The following is a 17083-nucleotide window of genomic DNA, read 5'->3' as shown; positions in this document are numbered from 1 at the left end:
CCACGCGGCGGGGGTGGGTGCCGCACCCGGAAGGTCAGGCCGCGACCCGGTCGCGGGCGGCCAGCCCGGCCGCCACGGTGAGGGCGGTGGGCATTAGGTCGGTGATGTCGACCCCGTCGACCACCACCAGGGCGCTCTCGCCGGTGTCACCGGCCGCCGTCCCGGTCGCCTCGGCCGCGTTGCCGGGAGAGGCTGAAGCCGGGAGGGGACGGCCCCAGCGCCGCGACCGGGACACCTTCCCGTCGCCCTCACCCTCGGCGGTGCTCGCGATGGTCGGTCGCGACCGGGTCGCCTCGGTCAGGGCACGCGGACCGAACAGCATCGCCGCCGCGCCGATGACCTCCTCGGCCTGCCGGATCACCTCCGCCGCAGCCTCACGCCGCGCCACGTCGGTCGGCTTGGTCGCCGTCGCGGTGCTCACGCGGTCACCTCCTGACCGGGGTCCTGGTCGCCGCCGAGGGCGCGCGCCACGGCGGCGGCGTACTCGGTGCGGCAGCGCAGGAACCGCTGCACGTCCTTGCGCGAGGGTGCGGCGGGCAGGCGGCCACCGTCGATGGCCGCACGTGCCCGCGCCGTGTAGCGCGCGATCTTGTCCGCGTCGGCACTGGTGGGCGTTTGCGCTGTTCCCGAGGTGTGCGCGGCCTGCGCGCCCGTGCCGGTGTGGGGCTGCTCGGCAGGCTCGCCGCGCTCCTGCGCGGCGGGCGTGCGCGGGGTGGCGGGTAGCGCCGCGAGGTACTCGTTGATCTCGCCCATGAGGACGTCGGCGACGGTGTCCTCGGCGGTGACCGGCAGCCCGGCCACGGTGGTGGGCACCAGCCGCGCGCGGCCGAGGCGACGGCGCAGCGCGACCACGCCGGGACGGTGCACCAGGCGCGCGGTGCCGTCCTCGGCGATCTCGGCCACTGCCTGCCGCAGCGCCGCCCGCCGCACCTGGTGGACCCGCTGCCGCGCCGCCCGCTCCAACCGCGCCGCGTCGCGCTGGGCGCGGGTGGGCCGGGCCTTGCCCTCGGCGGCGGTGATCAGCTGGTGCACCACCACCCCGGACACCGACACCAGCGCCATCACCACACCGGAGGCCACCCCAGCGTGGTCCCCGGCGTCCAGGCCGTGCACGAAGTTCAGCGCCCCCGCCACCAGCGCGAACACCGCCACGCCCAAGTGCAGCCACCGGGTCGGGCGCCCGGCCCGCCGCGCCAGCGGCACCGCGAACGCGAACGCCCACATCGCCACCTCGGAGAACAGCGGCAGCAGCACACCTACCGGGCCGAACACCTGCGCCCCGTAGGCGGCCATCGCGGTCCAGGCCAGCAGCGCCGGGACCAGGATCACCGGCACGAACATCAGGTTCAGCGCGTTGGCCCGCACCCACCCCGTGGTCGCGGCGACCAGGCGCTCACGCCGCTCGCGGGCGGCCTCGCTCCGCTGCCGGGCGAGCAGCTCGGCGGCCTCCCGATCGGCCCGCTGCTGCTCGGCCCTGGCCACCGCGTCCAGGCGGCGCTGCTCGAACGCCTGCGCCCGGTCCGCCCGGTCCTGCTCCCGCGCCAGCGCCTTGTCGGCGCGGCGGCTCTCCTGCCAGGTGCTCATCGCCGACCACCCGTGGACCGCTCGTCACCGGTGAAGCGGATGCCGCTGCGCTCCAGCGACCGGGTCATGCCCCGCGCCCCGGCCCGGAACGCCGTGATCACGCCCGCCAGGTAGCCGCCCAGCCCGACCCCGACCACCAGACCCCAGCCCTCCGGGGCCAGCAGCACCACGAACACCAGCACCAGGGCCGGGAGGAACAGCAGCTTCAGCAGCGACCCCACCAGCACGAACGGCGCGGACAGCATCCTGCCCAGGCACCCCATCGCCATCACGCCACCCGACCCTGCTGCGGACGCGCCGCGTCCCTCGCCAGCCGCAGGAACACCCGCGCGGTGGCCAGCAGCGGCCAGACGTTGTTGGTCGTGGCCGTCAGCGCCTTGACCAGGTACTCCACGACGTGGTCGACGTCGTGGGCGAACTGGGCGCGCTGCTCGGCGGGCACCTCACCGGCGCGCTCGACCACGTCGGCCACGTCCAGGTAGCGGTCCGCCACCTTGGCCAGCAGGTCCTGGTCGGCGTCGCTCAAGGTCAGGACCGTGCGCGCGGCCTCGCGGTACTCATCAGGCCGCAACAGCGGCTTGTGGGACTTGTCCGTGCTCGACATGCTGGTGCTCTCCTGACTCGCCCCCTGGGGGCGTGTTGTGGATGGGCCGGACCGGCGGGGCTGTTCTTGGCGGGACGTGCCCGCCGGTCCGGGCTTGCTGGTCAGGCGGTGTAGGTGCCGGACATGTGCACCGGCTGGCCGTGCACCGGGCAGGTGGCGTTGGCGCTGACCGCGCCGTGGCTGCCCTGGACGACCGCGTAGGACAGGTTCGAGCTGACCGGGTGCCCCGAGGGGCAGGTGCCGGTGACCTCAACGGTGATCTGGACGGTGTCCACCGGACGTTCTCCTGTCTCGCCCCCCTGGGGGCGTGTTGTGGGCGGGCCGGACCGGCGGGGCTGTTCTTGGCGGGACGTGCCCGCTGGTCCGGGCGAAGTCAGTTGTCGGGCTGGAGGTCCACGCCGCTGGCCACCAGGCGCTCCCACGAGCGGGAGCGCTGCGAGGGCGGCGGGGTGCCGTCCGCGCCGGTGACCGGCTGGACCGGGCCGAAAGGCCGTTCCTGGGTGAACCGGTTGCCGGTGGCGCGGTCGATCAGGTTGCGCTGGTGCTTGCTCATGCGGCGCTCCAGGTCGCGTCGTCGGACTGGTAGCAGGTCGAGCACTGGCGCAGCGGACCGCGCACCACGTGGTCCACCTGGGCCAGGCAGGTGCGGCAGAGTTGGCGGGCACGCATCGCCGCCCGGTGCGCCGCCCACTTCGCGGCGGTCATCGGCCGTACCGGACGCGCGGTCTCCCGGCGCCACAGCGGGCACACCTCCACCGACCTGGCGGGCAAGCGGTGGCCGAACACCAGCAGCGCCACCGGGTCCGCCCCGCCGGGCCGCAGCCCCTCGGCGCGCAACTGCCGCCGGGTGCACAACCCGGCCGGGACCGCGCCCGGCCTGCCACGCCACCCGAACACCGGCAACCCGTCCAACTCACCCCGGCAGAACACCGCCTGCCCGTTCCACGGCAACACCACCGTGACCAGCTCGAACCGGCGGCCCATCACGCCACCGCCCCGTGCGGCTCCAGCGCCTGAAGCACCGGCGCGACCACCCGCTCCAGCTCGGCCACCACCACCTGCACCGCCCGCTTGGCCGCGCCCAGCTCCGGCGCACCGTCCGCCCGGTAGCGCGGCGCGGGCAGCGCCTCCACCGGGACCGGCACGCGCACCACCAGGACCGGCAGCAACCCGACCCGGTCGCAGCGCACCGGCTCCAACCAGGACACCTGCCCGGCGAACCGCTCCCGCTCCCAGCCCAGCGAGCGGCGCCCCATCGCCTCCAGCGCGGCGGGCAGCGCCGACACCAGCGACACCGCGAACACCAGCTCACCGGCGTCACCACGCAGCGCTGACACGTCCTGCACACGCGGGTGCTGCCGCACGTACCCCGGCGACATCACCGGCGGCAGCGCCACCCGCACCACCGAGGTGGCGAAGCTGGCCGCGTCCTCCACCAGCTCGAACCCCGACCGCCCCAGGTAGACCCCGAACCGGGACACCCCGTCGCTCGCGGCGGACCAGTCCCCGCCGTCATCGATCCGGAACGCCTGCGTCGCCATCACGCTGCCGCCTTCCGGTCCACGACCACCAGGCGCAGCTGCCGCCGCTCGTCCTCGGTCGTGCCGCCCCACACGCCCTCCGCGTCGTGGTGCAGCGCGTGGGCCAGGCACGCCTGGCGCACGGGGCACCGCCCGCACACCGACTTCGCCGCGGCCACCTGGTCGTGCTGACCGGGGAACGGGAAGAACAGCTCCGGGTCCTCGCCGACGCACGCGGGGTGCGCGCCGAAGTCGGTGCCGGACAGGCTGCCCAGCAGCGTCCACAACGTGTCTCCCCTGTTCAGGGAGCGCGCGGTGGTCACGCCGCACCGCTGACGATGTAGGTCTCCTGGGTGCGCGCGGCGTCGGCGCGGCGGGCGCGCCGCTCCGCGCGGCGCAGGGTGATCTCGTCCACGGGTGGGCCGATGACCAGGCCCTGCTCCTGCGCGGCCAGCGCGTCTTGGAGGGCGCTGCTCAGCAGCTCCAGGTCGCTCTTGGGCAGCGTGGTGGTGGGGCGCGGCGCGGGCTCGTCGGCCTGCTGCTTCGGCTGGATGACCAGGTAGGGCTCGTTCATGACCTCTCCAGTGACTTAAGACAGCTTGTATGACTTGAGGCAGTAAGGTGCTGTGAGACACGTGTCAACGAGTGACTTAAGGCGGAAGTACTCTGGGGCGGTGGCCGATGACGTTGAGAACGCCCCTGAGCAGCGCAGTCGTGCTCAGCTAGCTGACAAGATTCGTCGTGGCATAGACGACGGGGAGTACTCGGTGGGGAAGCAGTTGCCCAGCTACCGGGACTTGGCCAAGCTCCTGGGAGCGGCTCCGAACACGGTGGGGGAAGCGGTTCGGCAGCTCGCGGCTGAGGGGAGGGTACGGATCAAGGCGAACGCTAGGGCGGTCGTGTGCGAAGTGGGTGATGCGCCGTTGACTGCCGATCAGCAGATCCGAGCGGCTCGGGCAGACCTCTTGGATGTGCGCGACAAGTTGCGATCCGTTCGCCGGGACCTTGACGCCTTGGAGAGGCAAGTCGGTAGCCTGATCGATCGGCTGCCCAGTTCGTGAACCGCCTTTGGTGATCGCTGTTCCCTCCCTCCGCAATCGCTGTTTTCCCGATGGCTCAAAGTTTCGGGTAGCGAAAGGGCACACAAAAGGGCGCAGTTGAGGGCACACTCGGTCAAGGGCGCAGCGGGAGGTGACGACGTGGACGGCAATGAACGCTTGGCTGCGCTGATGCGCGAGGCCGGGTTCCTGCGGGAAGATGGTTCTGTGGGGCGCAAGACGTTCGCTCGCGCAGTCAGCACGCACGCTGGGCGACCGCTCACCCACACCTACGTCTCGCGCTGGCTGAACGGCATGGTGCCCCGCGACCTGCCCACGCGGCGGGCGATCGCGACTGCGCTCGGCCAGCGTCTGGGCAGGACAGTCGGCTTGGAGGAACTTGGCTTCGGCCGCACAGAGAAGCTGCCCGCCGACTTCGGCCTGAAGTACCCGGACAGCTCCGAAGAGGGGGTCGCCGCGCTGACGCGGCTGTGGCAGGGGGACCTGGACCAGGTCCACACCCTGCTGGCGTCGCCGACCAACGTCGCGGCCTGGAACGAGGCGTCGCTCTCCTGGTTGGTCAGCTCGGCCGCCGATGTCGAGCTGCTGTCCACGGGCGCCCGCGTGGTGGGCCTGGCCGACCTGGCTCGCGTGCGCACCACCGTGGACCTGTTCGACCGCCTGGACGCCCAGTTTGGCGGCGGGCACGCGCGCCGGTCGCTGGTCGAGTTCCTGCGCAACGACCTCGCGCAGCTGCTGCGCGGCACCTACACCGACGTCGTCGGCCGGGAGCTGTTCCAGGTGGCGGCGAGCGCAACCATGCTCGGTGCCTGGATGTCCTACGACGCGGGTCTGCACGGTCTGGCTCAGCGGTACTTCGTGCAGGCGCTCAAGCTTGCCGACGCCGCCGGTGACCGGTTGCTGGCCGCAGGAATCCTGGACGCGATGAGCCACCAGGCCACGTTCCTGGGGCGCTACCGCGAGGCCGCGAACCTGGCGCGCGCGGCGCGGGTGGGCACGGAGTCAGCAGGCTCGGCGCGGTCGGCTGCGCACTTCTCCGCGATGGAAGCGCGGGCGCTGGCGAGGCTGGGCGACACCGTGGCGTGCGACCGGGCTATGGCTGTAGCCGTACGGGAGTTCGAGCGGTGCGAGGGTGACGGCCAGGCCGAGTGGTTCGGCTACTTCGACGACGCCGAACTGGCGGCCGAGCTGGGGCACTGCAACCGGGACCTGGGGCGTGCCGTGGACGCGACCACGTACGCCATGCAGTCGGTGGGCGGCAACGGTGAGCAGGTGCGCAGCGACTTCTTCGCCACGATGGTGCTGGCCGATGCCTACCTACACCAGGGCGAGACCGAGGAAGCGTGCCGGGTGGCGCTGACCGCGTTGCAGGTCGGCGAGCAGCTGGTGTCGGCGCGGTGCGCGTCGTACGTGGGGGAGTTCCGGCAGCGGTTGGACGGCCTGGGTGACAGCCCGGTGGCGCGCGCCTTCGTGGAACAGGCGCGCACCACCCGGTTGTGGGCTACAGCGGTTCCCAGTCCGCGCGGCTCCCTCCGGTCCTGAGCGCGGCCAGGCGCTTGGTCAGCTCGGCTCCAGCCTCAGGGTTACCCGCTGCCTTCCGGGCCAGCCAGACGGTCATGGCGATCTCACGATAATCGGCGAGAACGCGATAGCCGGGCCATTCCATGATGTCGAAGCCGTAGACGTCCACGAACGTCCGGTACTCGGCTTCGGTGTGCCAGCCGAACCGTTCGTAGAACGCGGCGGTTTGAACCAGGTCCCACTCGCGTGGGCCGATGGCGAAGTTGTCCAGGTCGATGAGCAGCGGGTTCCCGTCACGATCCAGGATGACGTTGCCGACGTTGGCGTCTCCGTGGATCACGCCTGCCGGGAGCGGGAAGGTCAGCAGCGCGTATTCCGCTTTGAGCTTTTCCAGCGACTCTTTCAGGAAGTCGAGTTTTTCCTTGCCGGTGTGCTGCTCGATGTCGGTCAGCGTCTGCGTGAACGGTTCGAACGCTGGGAGATCCAGGTGCGGCGGCGGTAGTTCGTGCAGTTCGCGGATCAGGCGTGCGACCTGGGTGATCGGCGCGTAGTCCTCTCGTTCGGAGGCTGACTCCCAGAAGGTGACCAAGCCGCCGTCGGTCTTGACGGGTTGCTTCACACGAAGTGCCCGTGTGGCCGGGTAGTCGACTGCGGCCAGCCAGCGGGCAACCGCGACCTGACGACGAGCGCCCGCTTCGTCTTCGTTGGCCTGTGCGATGCGGACGATGACTGGGGTGCGCAGCCTGTAGACGGCGTTCGAGCCGATCCGCAGCAACTCGGCGTCGGTGGGGTCGAGGTCGACCTGACGGCAGGCGGTGGTCAGAACGCGCTCGGCCTCAGCGGAGGTCAGCGGGCTGGTGCTCCTACTCGGCGTCACCGGTTGAACGCTACTCGTGGTGCGGGAAGGCTTCTGCTGGTTGCTCAGCAGGGCACGCGACATGGTTGTGTTGACCATTGGCGACTCCTCCGCATGGGCTCATACTGGGGCCTCTGACGAGATCGAACCGAGGTCGTCGTGCTTGGCACGGCACCTGCTCAACTGAATGAGAAACGTTGTTCTGGTTCAGGGAACCGCAGGTCAAGAAGTGTCTTCCCCGTGCACGCGGGGGTGTTCCCGGCGGCCGTTCACGGTGGACGTTGAGGACTGCGTCTTCCTCGCGCACGCGGGGGTGTTCCGGTGTTGTGGGTGGGGATCATGGCCTCGCCAGCGTCTTCCCCGCCCACGTGGGAACGAAGCTTTCGGGCGCAGGACATACCTAGTGTTGGGGGCTCCACACCACGTTGGTGCGGAGCCCCCAACATCGCTAACCCGCTACCTCAACTGCCGCCGCCGTCGACGTGGCGCAGCAGGAAGCGCGGCCTGGCCGTTGTCGAGCCGGGTCGCCGTCGCCTGCACGACCCGCCGCGCGTCCTCCAGGCGCAGCTCCGCAGTGACGTAGACCGCGCCGACCTTCGACAGCGGATCGTCGCGCGTCCACGGCCGGAACGCCGACACGGACTGGACGTCCAGCGCCCCGCGCAGCACCTCCACCCACACCGCGACCTGCTCACGCGTGCCCTTCAACCTGAAGTCCATCGTGCCTCCTGCCCGGTCAGTGCTTGTCGAGCTGGGCGATGTCGATGAGCACCTCGCGGGCGGACCGGCAGTCGCCGAGTGCCCGGTGGCCGCCGCCCAGCGCCTGCCAGCGCTGGGTGCGCAGCCAGTCGCTGCGGCGGGTCATCACGCACCCCCAGGTGGCGTCCTCGGCCAGGTGCATCGGCCGCTTGCCGTTGCGGACGCTGGTGTTCACCACCACGCGCTGGTCGAACTCGGCGTTGTAGGCCAGTACCGTCCGGTCGCGCGTGACCCGGCGGAGCTTGGGCAGCACCCGGTCCCAGCCCGGCGCCTGCGCCAGCTGCGCGTCGGTGATGCCGTGCACCGCTCGTGCCCCGGCGCCCACCGGCACGTCGCCTGGGTTCACCAGGGTGTCCAGCAGCACCCGGCCGGTGTGGGCGTCGATCACGGCGATCTCGACCACGACTGCGTCCCCGCCCAGGCCCGTGGTCTCGGTGTCCAGGATGACCGCCGCCCCCGGCTCCAGCATGTCGCGGGCCCAGCGGATCGCCGCGCCGACCTCGGTGGACAGCTCCAGGTCGGCGGCGTACGCGGACACGACCGGATCGGCCCCGATCGCCGCCTGCACCTCCTCGCGGGTGGGGTGCCCGCCGGGCATCTCCCAGTCGATCCGCCACCGCTCCGAACCCCGGTCGTAGACCGCCCACACCTCGACGTCGTGCCGCGCGCCGAACTCGGCGAGCCAGCGTCGCAGCACCGTCGCGCGGGACGGCTCGTGCGGCGCGAACTCCCGGAGCGGGCTCGGCTCGCCACGGCGGCAGGCCCTGACCTGCTCCCACGGCACGCCGGGGATCTCCAGCAGCGCGTCCACGTCACCGGTGCGGTAGAGCGGTACCGGCACCTCGCGGCGGCGGGAGACCTTCATCCACACGGTCTCCACCGGCGCGATCCACCCGGCCGCGACCGCGTAGTCCCAGTCCGTGCGGCGGATCTCCAGCCGGGAGGCGGCCTGGTCGGGGCCGAGACGGCGGTCGGCGATCACCTCGGCCGCCGCGGTCTCGTCGGCGGCCAGTGCCCGGACCTGCTCGGTGTCGTACCGTCCGAGTGGGCCGCGCTCTAGGGGCAGTTTGTCGAGTTCGCGCGGCTGCACGCCCAGCGCGTCGGCGGCCTGCTCGCGGGTCTGGCTGGTCCCGGTCCAGCGCAGTCGGTCCGCCACGATCCCGGCCAGCAGCCCGCCGTGCTGCTCGGCCAGCGCGTCCAGGTCGGTCACGGCGTAGAGGGCGTGGACGTCGTAGCCCTTCTCGTACTCCATCGCCACGGGCAGCAGGTCCGGTCGGGCGGCGGCGATGGCCTTGACGTCGTGCCAGGTGATCTCCAGCCCGGCGCGCTCGCTCAGGTGGTCGGCGGCGCGCGAGGCCCCGATGGGGTGCTCGGCACCCACGGCCTTGACGATGTCGGGCACCTGGTCGGTCAGCTTGAGGGCCAGCTCCTCGGACCAGCGCCCGCTGGGCAGGTCCGGACCGGGCAACAGGTCGCGCTCGCGGGCCACCTCGGCCTGCCACCGGGCGAGCCCGATGCGGGCGGCGATCTGAATCGGGCCGTAGGTCGGAGGCTTGGGCTGCTTGGTCTTCGCGGCCATCACGTTCCCTTCAGGGAGTGCTGAAATCTGGCAGGTGTGGGGGATCGATTACCTGCCCCTGGCCGTCGAGAAGGTTGAAAGGGGTTTTCGACACCTGCTTCCGTGCGGGCAGGTGGGATGGTGAACCAATTTGCGCTCGACTGTGCACGCTCAGTCTGCGAGCGTGTAGTCGAAGAGGTTGCCGAGATGCGACGGGAAGGGGTGTTAGAGCTAAAGACGAATGAGACGATCTAAGCCTGTATCTACACTTCAAAGTGCTACAGCTGAGACCGTGTCAAACGCTTAGGAAATCTTCGGATGCGTTCACACCGAAGAGGTCACAGGTTCGATCCCTGTATCGCCCACAGTGCGCCAGATGCCCCTGACCAGTGATGGTCAGGGGCATCTTGCATTTTCCGGGCAGCGCGAACAACCCGGAAACCTGAGCCCGGCGCCCCTCCACGCCACTCGAATTCCCCGTTCCCCACCACGTCCGAGCGCGTCCGACTTCGTCCGACGCCCTTTCCACGCCCACCCCTGGCCCGTCACCGTGGACCTCGTCAGTGGATCACCTGGGACTGGGGAGGACGACCATGAAGCAACTCATCCGTTCCGCCGCCGAGAGGCTCGTCGCGGTTGTGCTGCCGCGGGTCGACGCCGGGGCGTGCGTTCCCGAGCACGGGCAGTGCTGCAAGAAGGGGTACCGGTTCAACTGCAACGGGATCTGCTCCACGAAGAGCAGCACCTGCTCGTGAGCGGGGGGCGCCTGCGGGGTCGTGCGGCCCCGCAGGCGCCTTGCGCCTGACCGGAGGTCGTCGTGGTCGAGCTGATCTGTCGTGCGGTGCTCGTGGGGGTCTTCCTCGCCGCTCTCCTGGGCAAGGCGCGGGGGCGGCGGGAGATCCGGGAGTTCCGCGAGTCCCTCTCCCCGCTCGTGCCCCGGTGGGCGCCCGTCGGGGTGGTGGTGGGCGCGCTGCTCGTGGGCGAGGCGCTCGTCGTCGTGCTGCTCGGGCTTCCGGGCACGAAGGTCGGGTTCCTGGTCGCCGCCGCTCTGCTGCTGGTGTTCTGCGCGGGGATCGGTGTGGCGCTCCTCGGTGGTCGGGGCGTCAGCTGCCGGTGCTTCGGGTCCGACGGGGGACCGCTCGGAGCCCGCCACCTCGCGCGCAACGGCGCGTTGATCGCGGTCGCCTGCTGCGGGTACCTCGCGCCATCCGTCTCACTGGGGGAAACGTTGACACCGCTCACGATCGTCGTCGCGCTGCTCGTCGTCGTGGTGGGCGCGCACCTGCTGTTCACGGTCGGGCTCGTCGCCAGGATCAAGGAGCTCCAGGCGGGCGCCGCGCCCCGGCACTCGAACCTCCCGGCACCGGGCACGGTCGTCCAGGGGTTCTCCGCCGTCGACACCGACGGGGAAGCGCTGACGCGCGAAGACCTCGGCGAACCCACCGGGATCGGGTTCTTCTCCGTCGGGTGCGGGCCCTGCCGGGTGCTCAGCGACGCGCTCGTCGCGGAGCCGCCACCGGGGAGGTTCGTGTCCTTCGTGGACGTCGACCCCGCCGAACCCGACGCCACCGCCCGGCTCGTCGCCAAGGTCGGGCAGTTCGGTCGCGTGGTGCTCATCGGCGCCGACGACCCGCTCCTCACCGCCTTCGGCGTCCTCGCCTTCCCCACCCTCCTGCACGTCCACGGCGGCGTCGTCACCGCCTCCGGCACCAAGCTCGGCGACGGCGTCCTCGCCGTCCCGGCGCCCGCGCGGTGATCCGCTCCGCCACCGCCGCGCTCGCGCTCCCCTTCCGGGCCGCGCCCGCCCTCGCGGCGGTCACCCTCGCCCTCACCGTGCTCGCCGGGGCCGGGCCGACGGCCAGCGCCTGGCTCACCGGGCTGCTGGTCAACGAGCTCACCTCCGGCACGGCCTCCGCCGAGCGGGCCGCGGTGCTCGCCGTCGGCTCCGCGCTCGCCGGCGGGGGCGCGGTCGCCCTGCTCTACCTCTGCGGGCACCTCGGCGACGTCGTGCAGCACCGGGTCGCGCTCACCGTGGAGAGCAGGCTGTTCCGCCGGATCGCCGCCCTGCCCGGACTGCGCCACGTCGAGGACCCCGCCTTCCACGACCGCCTCCGCCTGGCCGAGGAGGCCGCGCAGGACGCGCCGGGCACGGTCTCCCAGTTCGCCCAGGAGGCCGTCCGCTCCGCCGTGCTGCTCTTCGGGTTCACCGGCGCGCTCCTGCTCGTCTGGCCGCCGATGGTGCCGCTGCTGCTGGTCTGCGCGGCCACCGCCGTGCTCGCTCGGCTCGCCACCGCCCGGCGCGAGGCGGCCACCGAGGAGGCCTGGGTCGCGGCCGACCGGCGGCGGCTGTTCTACCGGGCGCTGCTCACGGACGTGCGCGCCGCCAAGGAGATCCGGCTCTTCGGGCTCGGGAGCCTGCTGCACACCAGGATGGTCGACTCGCTCACCGCCGTCTCCGGGGCCCGCCTCGCCGCCGCCCGCCGGGGGACCCTGGCGCAGAGCGGGCTCGCGCTGCTCGGCGCGGTGGTCGGCGGGATCGGCACGGTCGTCGTCGCGGTCGGCGTCGGGTCCGGGCGGGCCACGGTCGGGGACCTCGTGCTGTTCCTCGGGGCCGTGGCCGGGGTGCAGGGCGGGGTGTCCGGGGTGGTGCTCCAGCTCGGCGAGGCCGGGCGGGCGGTGCGGTTGTTCGGGCACTACCTCGACGTCGTCGGCACGCCCGACGACCTGGAGCGGGGGACGGGAATCCCGTTGCGGGAAGCCGAGATCCGGCTCCACGACGTCTGGTTCCGGTACTCCGACGACGGGCCCTGGGTGCTGCGCGGCGTGGACCTCACCATCCCGCCGGGCGCCGCCGTCGGGCTCGTCGGGGTCAACGGCGCTGGCAAGAGCACGCTGGTGAAGCTCCTGTGCCGGTTCTACGACCCGCAGCGCGGCTCGATCACCTGGGGCGGGGTGGACCTGCGCGAGCTGGACGTCGCGGCGCTGCGCGCGCGGATCGGCGTGGTGTTCCAGGAGTTCATGGCCTACGACCTCACCGCCGCCGAGAACATCGGCATCGGGCAGGTCCGCGACCTCGACGACCGGCAGCGCGTCACCTCGGCCGCGATCGCCGCGCGCGTCGACGACGTCCTGGACGCGCTGCCGCGCGGTTACGACACGATGCTCTCGCGCACCCACGCGGACGGCGAGCGGACCGGTGTGGCGCTGTCCGGCGGGCAGTGGCAGCGGGTCGCGCTCGCGCGGTGCCTGATGCGCGCCGACGCCGAGCTGCTGGTCCTGGACGAGCCCACGTCCGGCCTGGACGCGGTGGGGGAGCACCGGGTGCACGAGACCCTGCGGCGGCACGCGGCCGGGCGGACCCGGCTGCTCGTCTCGCACCGGCTGTCCGCGCTGCGCGGCGCCGACCTGATCGTCACGCTGTCCGGCGGCCGGATCGCCGAGCGGGGCCGCCACGACGAGCTGATGGACGCGGGCGGCGAGTACGCCCGGCTGTTCCGCCTCCAGGCGGGCGGCTACCAGGACGGGAGGGTGCGCTGATGGCGTGGTGGACCAGGGTGACCGTGCGGGGCGGCAGCATGGCGCCGACCCTGCGCGACGGCCAGCGGCTGGTGGCCCGCAGGCGGGCGCGCGGGCCCCGGCGCGGCGAGGTGGTCGTGTTCCGGGTGCCCGATCCCGTGCTGCCGCACCGGATCAAGCGGGTGGCGGCGGTCGCGGGCGACCCGGTGCCGGACTGGCTCGCCCCGACGATGCCCGGCGTGCACCGCGTGCCCGCCGGGTTCGTCGCGGTGGCGGGCGACAACCCGCGCTCGCAGGACTCCCGTCAGCTCGGCCTGGTCAGCTGCCGGGACGTCGTCGGCGCCGTGCCCGGCGTGTGACCGGCGCGCGGGCGGGCGGCCACCCACCTCGGCCGCCAGCCCGCAGGGTCGTCGCCGCAGGCGCGCACGATCGCCAGCACCGTGTCGAGCCGGGGGAACCTGCGGCCCACCAGCGCGTCGTGAAGGGTGCTGCGCGCGCACCCGGTGCGGCGGGCCAGGTCGCGGAACGACAGGCCGCGCAGCAGGCGCAGCTCGTCCAGGTCGCGGGCCAGATCCGCCCTGCGGTCGGTGGCCGGACGTTCCGCTGCGGCGTTCTCCGGAACCGTCGCGGAATTGTTCTGCGTGCTCTGATCGATTCTCATCTTCGCCATTCCCCCGCGCTTCCCCAGTTTATCCGGGCATGGCCGCGCGAGTGTGGCGAAAGCCGCGCGGTGGACCGTGACCGGTTTTCTCGCTGCGCGCGCGGGAAAGCGGTGAGCGGCGCGTTCGCGCTGCTCTGAGCTGTGCTGGTGGTGTTCGAGCACGGTGGGGGCGGTTTTCCCGCGCGCGTGCCGAGCCGTTCCCCAACGGCTCGTGACGGATCGACCGACCCCCGTGATCAATCCGTCGCCGCGACACTACCTGTCGGTTCCGGAGGTGTGTGGGGCCAAGTGGGTGAAAACTTCGGTTCCTGCACGCGGGGAGCTTCGCCCGGTTCTTCGGAGCGGATGTCCGGACCGCATTCCACGAGATCTGTTCCCGCTTGGGTCGAAGGGGCGCAAGATGCCGTTCGGGCGGGCCGGGGCAGGTCCTGCGATACCGCGCGTCGTGGGTGGCCACCACCGCCAACAGTGTCATCCGATGATCGGCACCACGGTGCCGAATCCGCTCGCGCTCTCCGAGTGCGCCTGGGGTCTTTCGCCGTTAGTGCCGGTTCGGCCGGGCTTCACCAAGGAGTTCCGGAGCGCTGGGCGCCGGGGGGCGTGCCAGTTCGCAAGGGGGATTCTCGTGAGACGCAGGATGCTGCGTGGGTTAGTGCTGCGCTCTTGAGCCGCCGCGCTGGTCGCTGCCTCGGTCACTGCGGTGCCGACAACCGCCGTGATCGCCCAGGCCGAGCCGGGTGTCGCCGAACCGGCGACTTGGTCGCCGCCACAGGAGGCCAATCGCACCGGGACGGGTGGTCCACCGCCTGGCGCGGCGTGGCAGCCCTTGGGTGAACGCGGGCAAGAGCGGCGCGGGGAGGGTGAGGCCAGAACGGTGATCGGCTGCCTGGCCGATAACGACGGCGTGCTGCCCTGGTTCCCGATGGAGCGCCACCAGATCAGCGACCGCTTAGAGTTGATGGTCAACCTATCCAACCGCAATGCCGTGCTCGCCTACCGCGAGCTGACCGTCAAGGGCACGGGTCTGCACCTGTCGGTGAACTGGTTCCTCAACACCCAGGAGGGGTACGGGAGTTGGGAGCGGGGCTACGACCGGATCGGGCTGCGCCAGTACGACACGGGCGCGCTGCTGTACGGGCCCAGTGGTGAGTGCGTGTGGTTCGACAAGAACGCCGACGGCTCCTTCGCGCCCGCCGAGCGCCTCCACACCAAGCTGACCAGGACGCCCGAGGGCGGCTACGTCGTCACCTTCGACTCCTCCGGTGAGCGTTGGCTGTTCACCGGATCGGGCTGGCTGGTGTCGCAGTCCGACCGCAACGGCAACGCCTTGACCATGGGCTACGCCCCCGAGGGACACGTCTCGTCCGTGACCGACTCGCAGACGCGCGTGACGACCTTCGCCCACGACGCCGACGGGCTTCCCCGGTCCATTACCGATCCGGCGGGTGAGACGTACGGGGACTACGCCTACGACGGCGGTTCCATCCGCGAGTTCACCGACCGCGCGGGGGAGCGGACCAAGGTCTCCTACATCCGCGACGCCGCGGACTGGAAGCTGCCCGGCGCGATCACCGATCCGCGTGGCAACACCTACAGCCTGGAGTACGACTCGGCGCGGAGGTTGACGGCGCTGACCAAGCCGGGCGGAGCCACCAGCACCTACGCCGACAACCGCGTCACGGACGCCAACGGCCATGCCGCCACCCACGAGTTCGACGACAAGGGCAGGCAGACCAAGGCGACCGACGCGCTCGGGCACGTCCAGTCGCAGACCTGGACCGCGGCCAGCGACGTCAACACCACCACGAACTCGCTGTCGCACTCCACCACCCGCGAGTACGACTCGCTGAACAACATGATCGGCACCAAGCTGCCGACCGGCGCGGAGAACGTGGTGGGGTACACCGACTCCGCTCACCCGCACCTGCCCACGCAGGTCACCGACGGGTCGGGGAACCAGGTCACCCGCGAGTACGACGCCAACGGCAACCTGACCAAGGCGCGGTCCACCGGGCTGAACGCCGACATCGAGACCTACTCCTACTTCGCCCGCGGTCTCGTGAAGACCCGGACCGACGGCAAGGGCGCGGTCACCAACTACTCCTACGACACGCGCGGCAACCTCACCGCCGTCGCCCCACCCGCTCCCGCCGGAGCCAGTTCCTACACCTATGACTCGCTGTCGCGGTTGACCGGCGTCACCGACGGCAACGGCGTCAAGCTGGAGTACGGCTACGACCGGCTCGACCGGGTGGTGTCGGTCAAGCGCGGCGTGGAGGTGTTGCAGGCCAATAGCTATGACGTCAACGGCAACCTCACCGGTACGCAGGTGCCCGGTGTGTCGCGGGTTCTGGCCTACGACGCGCGCAACCAGCTCGCCCGCGTCACGCGCGGCAGTGAGGTCGTCTCGTACACCTACGACAAGGTGGGCAACCTCAGGACGTTGACCACGCCGAGCGGGACGGCCACGTACGCCTACGACGCGGCGGACCGGTTGACCTCGCTGGCCGACGCGCACGGCGGGACCACCGGGTTCGGCTACGACGACGCGGATCGGCGCACCAGCACGGACTTCCCCGGTGGCGCCACGCAGCGCACCGGGTACGACGACTCGGGCAGGCAGACCTCGATCACCGTGGTCAACGGCGACCGGGAGCTGCTCGCGGCCTCCTACCGGTTCACCCGGCCCGACGGCGGTGACACCGACCGGGTCCAGTCCAAGACCGTCAAGGGCGTCACGACGGACTACGGCTACGACGCGCTGGGCAGGCTGACCTCGGCCGGTGCCGGGACCTACCGGCTGGACAACGCCTCCAACCTGCTCTCCGGTGAGGGGCGCAGTTATGAGGTCAACGCCGCCGACCAGTACACGAAGATCAACGACATGGCGGTGTCCTTCGACGGGGCGGGCAACTACAAGTCCACGTCGAGCCCGGCGACGAGCTTCACCCACAGCCCCAGCAACCAGGTGCGCACCGGGGACTACGAGGGCGCGCGGGTGATGGAGTTCGCCTACGACACCGCCGACCAGACCCAACCGAACCAGATCACCGAGACCCCGACCGGTGGCAGTCGGGTCACGCACGTGTTCACGCGCACCGCGCTCGGGGTATCAGAGTTCGTGGACAACGGCGTGCGCTCGGGATTCACCCGTGACACCAATGGTTTGCTGGTCGGGGTGAAGGACGGTTCGGGCGCGCGCCACGGGGCGGTGACCGACTACCAGGGCAGCGTTCTGGCCCTCGTTGACGGGAACGGCCTGATCGCCGCCGAGTACAGCTACGCCCCGTACGGCGCGGTCACGGCCACCGGGGCTGCGGCCAAGGCCAACCCATTCCGCTACCTGGGCGCCTACCAGTTGCAGCGGGGGCACTACCTGCTGGGCTACCGGGTGTACGACAGCGCGTTCGCGAGGTTCAGGTCGACCGACCCGACCGGGCAGGAGG

General features: G+C 71.6%; 21 protein-coding genes. 7 read left to right on the top strand and 14 right to left on the bottom strand.

Going from position 1 to position 17083, the window contains the following annotated elements; all coding sequences use genetic code 11:
* Nucleotides 1-34 precede the first annotated feature (34 nt).
* The 10 genes from LV78_RS35205 to LV78_RS35160 form a co-directional block, all read right to left on the bottom strand.
* Entirely contained in the window at nucleotides 35-421 is a 387-nt protein-coding gene (locus LV78_RS35205) for a hypothetical protein (protein ID WP_253850439.1), read from the bottom strand.
* Nucleotides 418-1584, bottom strand: coding sequence for a coiled-coil domain-containing protein (locus LV78_RS35200; protein ID WP_253850438.1), 1167 nt, complete (start codon nucleotides 1582-1584; stop codon nucleotides 418-420). Before LV78_RS35200 ends, LV78_RS35205 begins: the two co-directional genes overlap by 4 nt.
* Nucleotides 1581-1856 carry a hypothetical protein gene (locus LV78_RS35195; protein ID WP_253850437.1) on the bottom strand — a complete coding sequence of 92 codons (276 nt, stop codon included), beginning with the start codon at nucleotides 1854-1856 and terminating at the stop codon, nucleotides 1581-1583. The genes LV78_RS35200 and LV78_RS35195 overlap by 4 nt, the downstream gene beginning before the upstream one ends.
* A complete protein-coding gene (locus LV78_RS35190) occupies nucleotides 1853-2188 on the bottom strand; it encodes a hypothetical protein (protein ID WP_253850436.1) in 336 nt (111 codons plus the stop codon). The genes LV78_RS35195 and LV78_RS35190 overlap by 4 nt, the downstream gene beginning before the upstream one ends.
* A gap of 101 nt (nucleotides 2189-2289) precedes the next feature.
* Nucleotides 2290-2463, bottom strand: coding sequence for a hypothetical protein (locus LV78_RS35185; RefSeq protein WP_253850435.1), 174 nt, complete (start codon nucleotides 2461-2463; stop codon nucleotides 2290-2292).
* 98 nt (nucleotides 2464-2561) lie between these two features.
* Nucleotides 2562-2741, bottom strand: coding sequence for a hypothetical protein (locus tag LV78_RS35180; RefSeq protein ID WP_253850434.1), 180 nt, complete (start codon nucleotides 2739-2741; stop codon nucleotides 2562-2564).
* Nucleotides 2738-3172, bottom strand: coding sequence for an RRQRL motif-containing zinc-binding protein (locus tag LV78_RS35175; RefSeq protein ID WP_253850433.1), 435 nt, complete (start codon nucleotides 3170-3172; stop codon nucleotides 2738-2740). The genes LV78_RS35180 and LV78_RS35175 overlap by 4 nt, the downstream gene beginning before the upstream one ends.
* Nucleotides 3172-3732, bottom strand: a complete 561-nt coding sequence (locus tag LV78_RS35170) for a hypothetical protein (RefSeq protein ID WP_253850432.1) — start codon at nucleotides 3730-3732, stop codon at nucleotides 3172-3174. Before LV78_RS35170 ends, LV78_RS35175 begins: the two co-directional genes overlap by 1 nt.
* Nucleotides 3729-4031, bottom strand: a complete 303-nt coding sequence (locus LV78_RS35165) for a WhiB family transcriptional regulator (protein ID WP_372495020.1) — start codon at nucleotides 4029-4031, stop codon at nucleotides 3729-3731. Before LV78_RS35165 ends, LV78_RS35170 begins: the two co-directional genes overlap by 4 nt.
* Nucleotides 4028-4282, bottom strand: coding sequence for a hypothetical protein (locus LV78_RS35160; protein ID WP_253850431.1), 255 nt, complete (start codon nucleotides 4280-4282; stop codon nucleotides 4028-4030). Before LV78_RS35160 ends, LV78_RS35165 begins: the two co-directional genes overlap by 4 nt.
* Nucleotides 4283-4382: 100 nt before the next feature.
* On the opposite strand from LV78_RS35160, the gene LV78_RS35155 reads away from it, so the two are divergent.
* Together LV78_RS35155 and LV78_RS35150 are read left to right on the top strand one after the other, a co-directional pair.
* Nucleotides 4383-4769, top strand: a complete 387-nt coding sequence (locus LV78_RS35155; protein ID WP_253850430.1) for a winged helix-turn-helix domain-containing protein — start codon at nucleotides 4383-4385, stop codon at nucleotides 4767-4769.
* Between the two features lie 138 nt (nucleotides 4770-4907).
* Entirely contained in the window at nucleotides 4908-6308 is a 1401-nt protein-coding gene (locus tag LV78_RS35150; protein WP_253850429.1) for an NsdA family TPR-like regulatory protein, read from the top strand.
* On the opposite strand, the gene LV78_RS35145 is transcribed toward LV78_RS35150, so the two are convergent.
* From LV78_RS35145 to LV78_RS35135, 3 genes are all read right to left on the bottom strand, one after another.
* Entirely contained in the window at nucleotides 6268-7242 is a 975-nt protein-coding gene (locus LV78_RS35145; RefSeq protein ID WP_253850428.1) for an aminoglycoside phosphotransferase family protein, read from the bottom strand. The two genes, LV78_RS35150 and LV78_RS35145, sit on opposite strands and share 41 nt — an antisense overlap.
* 357 nt (nucleotides 7243-7599) lie before the next feature.
* Nucleotides 7600-7863 carry a hypothetical protein gene (locus tag LV78_RS35140; protein ID WP_253850427.1) on the bottom strand — a complete coding sequence of 88 codons (264 nt, stop codon included), beginning with the start codon at nucleotides 7861-7863 and terminating at the stop codon, nucleotides 7600-7602.
* A gap of 16 nt (nucleotides 7864-7879) precedes the next feature.
* A complete protein-coding gene (locus LV78_RS35135; RefSeq protein ID WP_253850426.1) occupies nucleotides 7880-9481 on the bottom strand; it encodes a 3'-5' exonuclease in 1602 nt (533 codons plus the stop codon).
* Nucleotides 9482-10053: 572 nt separating this feature from the next.
* Here LV78_RS35135 and LV78_RS35130 point away from each other — a divergent pair.
* The 4 genes from LV78_RS35130 (at nucleotide 10054) to LV78_RS35115 (ending at nucleotide 13335) form a co-directional block, all read left to right on the top strand.
* Nucleotides 10054-10215: a hypothetical protein gene (locus tag LV78_RS35130; RefSeq protein WP_253850425.1), complete on the top strand. Its 162-nt coding sequence runs from the start codon at nucleotides 10054-10056 to the stop codon at nucleotides 10213-10215.
* Between the two features lie 62 nt (nucleotides 10216-10277).
* Entirely contained in the window at nucleotides 10278-11216 is a 939-nt protein-coding gene (locus LV78_RS35125; RefSeq protein WP_253850424.1) for a TlpA family protein disulfide reductase, read from the top strand.
* A complete protein-coding gene (locus tag LV78_RS35120) occupies nucleotides 11213-12997 on the top strand; it encodes an ABC transporter ATP-binding protein (protein WP_253850423.1) in 1785 nt (594 codons plus the stop codon). The genes LV78_RS35125 and LV78_RS35120 overlap by 4 nt, the downstream gene beginning before the upstream one ends.
* Entirely contained in the window at nucleotides 12997-13335 is a 339-nt protein-coding gene (locus LV78_RS35115) for a S26 family signal peptidase (RefSeq protein ID WP_253850422.1), read from the top strand. Before LV78_RS35120 ends, LV78_RS35115 begins: the two co-directional genes overlap by 1 nt.
* Here the strand turns inward: LV78_RS35115 and LV78_RS35110 are convergent.
* Nucleotides 13281-13637 carry a helix-turn-helix domain-containing protein gene (locus LV78_RS35110; protein WP_253850421.1) on the bottom strand — a complete coding sequence of 119 codons (357 nt, stop codon included), beginning with the start codon at nucleotides 13635-13637 and terminating at the stop codon, nucleotides 13281-13283. The two genes, LV78_RS35115 and LV78_RS35110, sit on opposite strands and share 55 nt — an antisense overlap.
* Nucleotides 13638-14595: 958 nt before the next feature.
* On the opposite strand from LV78_RS35110, the gene LV78_RS35105 reads away from it, so the two are divergent.
* On the top strand, nucleotides 14596-17083 hold a 2488-nt coding region (locus tag LV78_RS35105; RefSeq protein ID WP_253850420.1), incomplete at its 3' end, for an RHS repeat domain-containing protein.

The organism is Actinosynnema pretiosum, from assembly GCF_024171695.1.
Lineage (GTDB): Bacteria > Actinomycetota > Actinomycetes > Mycobacteriales > Pseudonocardiaceae > Actinosynnema > Actinosynnema pretiosum.
The sequence above is the reverse complement of the archived record's forward strand: the minus strand, read 5'-3'. Positions and strand labels throughout refer to the sequence as shown.

Excerpts from the sequence above, each read along its gene's own strand:
- LV78_RS35180 (WP_253850434.1), bottom strand. The coding sequence starts at position 2,741 with ATGAGCAAGCACCAGCGCAACCTGATCGACCGCGCCACCGGCAACCGG.
- LV78_RS35200 (WP_253850438.1), bottom strand. The coding sequence starts at position 1,584 with ATGAGCACCTGGCAGGAGAGCCGCCGCGCCGACAAGGCGCTGGCGCGG.
- LV78_RS35190 (WP_253850436.1), bottom strand. The coding sequence starts at position 2,188 with ATGTCGAGCACGGACAAGTCCCACAAGCCGCTGTTGCGGCCTGATGAG.
- LV78_RS35145 (WP_253850428.1), bottom strand. The coding sequence starts at position 7,242 with ATGGTCAACACAACCATGTCGCGTGCCCTGCTGAGCAACCAGCAGAAG.
- LV78_RS35140 (WP_253850427.1), bottom strand. The coding sequence starts at position 7,863 with ATGGACTTCAGGTTGAAGGGCACGCGTGAGCAGGTCGCGGTGTGGGTG.
- LV78_RS35175 (WP_253850433.1), bottom strand. The coding sequence starts at position 3,172 with ATGGGCCGCCGGTTCGAGCTGGTCACGGTGGTGTTGCCGTGGAACGGG.
- LV78_RS35115 (WP_253850422.1), top strand. The coding sequence starts at position 12,997 with ATGGCGTGGTGGACCAGGGTGACCGTGCGGGGCGGCAGCATGGCGCCG.
- LV78_RS35160 (WP_253850431.1), bottom strand. The coding sequence starts at position 4,282 with ATGAACGAGCCCTACCTGGTCATCCAGCCGAAGCAGCAGGCCGACGAG.
- LV78_RS35130 (WP_253850425.1), top strand. The coding sequence starts at position 10,054 with ATGAAGCAACTCATCCGTTCCGCCGCCGAGAGGCTCGTCGCGGTTGTG.
- LV78_RS35110 (WP_253850421.1), bottom strand. The coding sequence starts at position 13,637 with ATGAGAATCGATCAGAGCACGCAGAACAATTCCGCGACGGTTCCGGAG.
- LV78_RS35135 (WP_253850426.1), bottom strand. The coding sequence starts at position 9,481 with ATGGCCGCGAAGACCAAGCAGCCCAAGCCTCCGACCTACGGCCCGATT.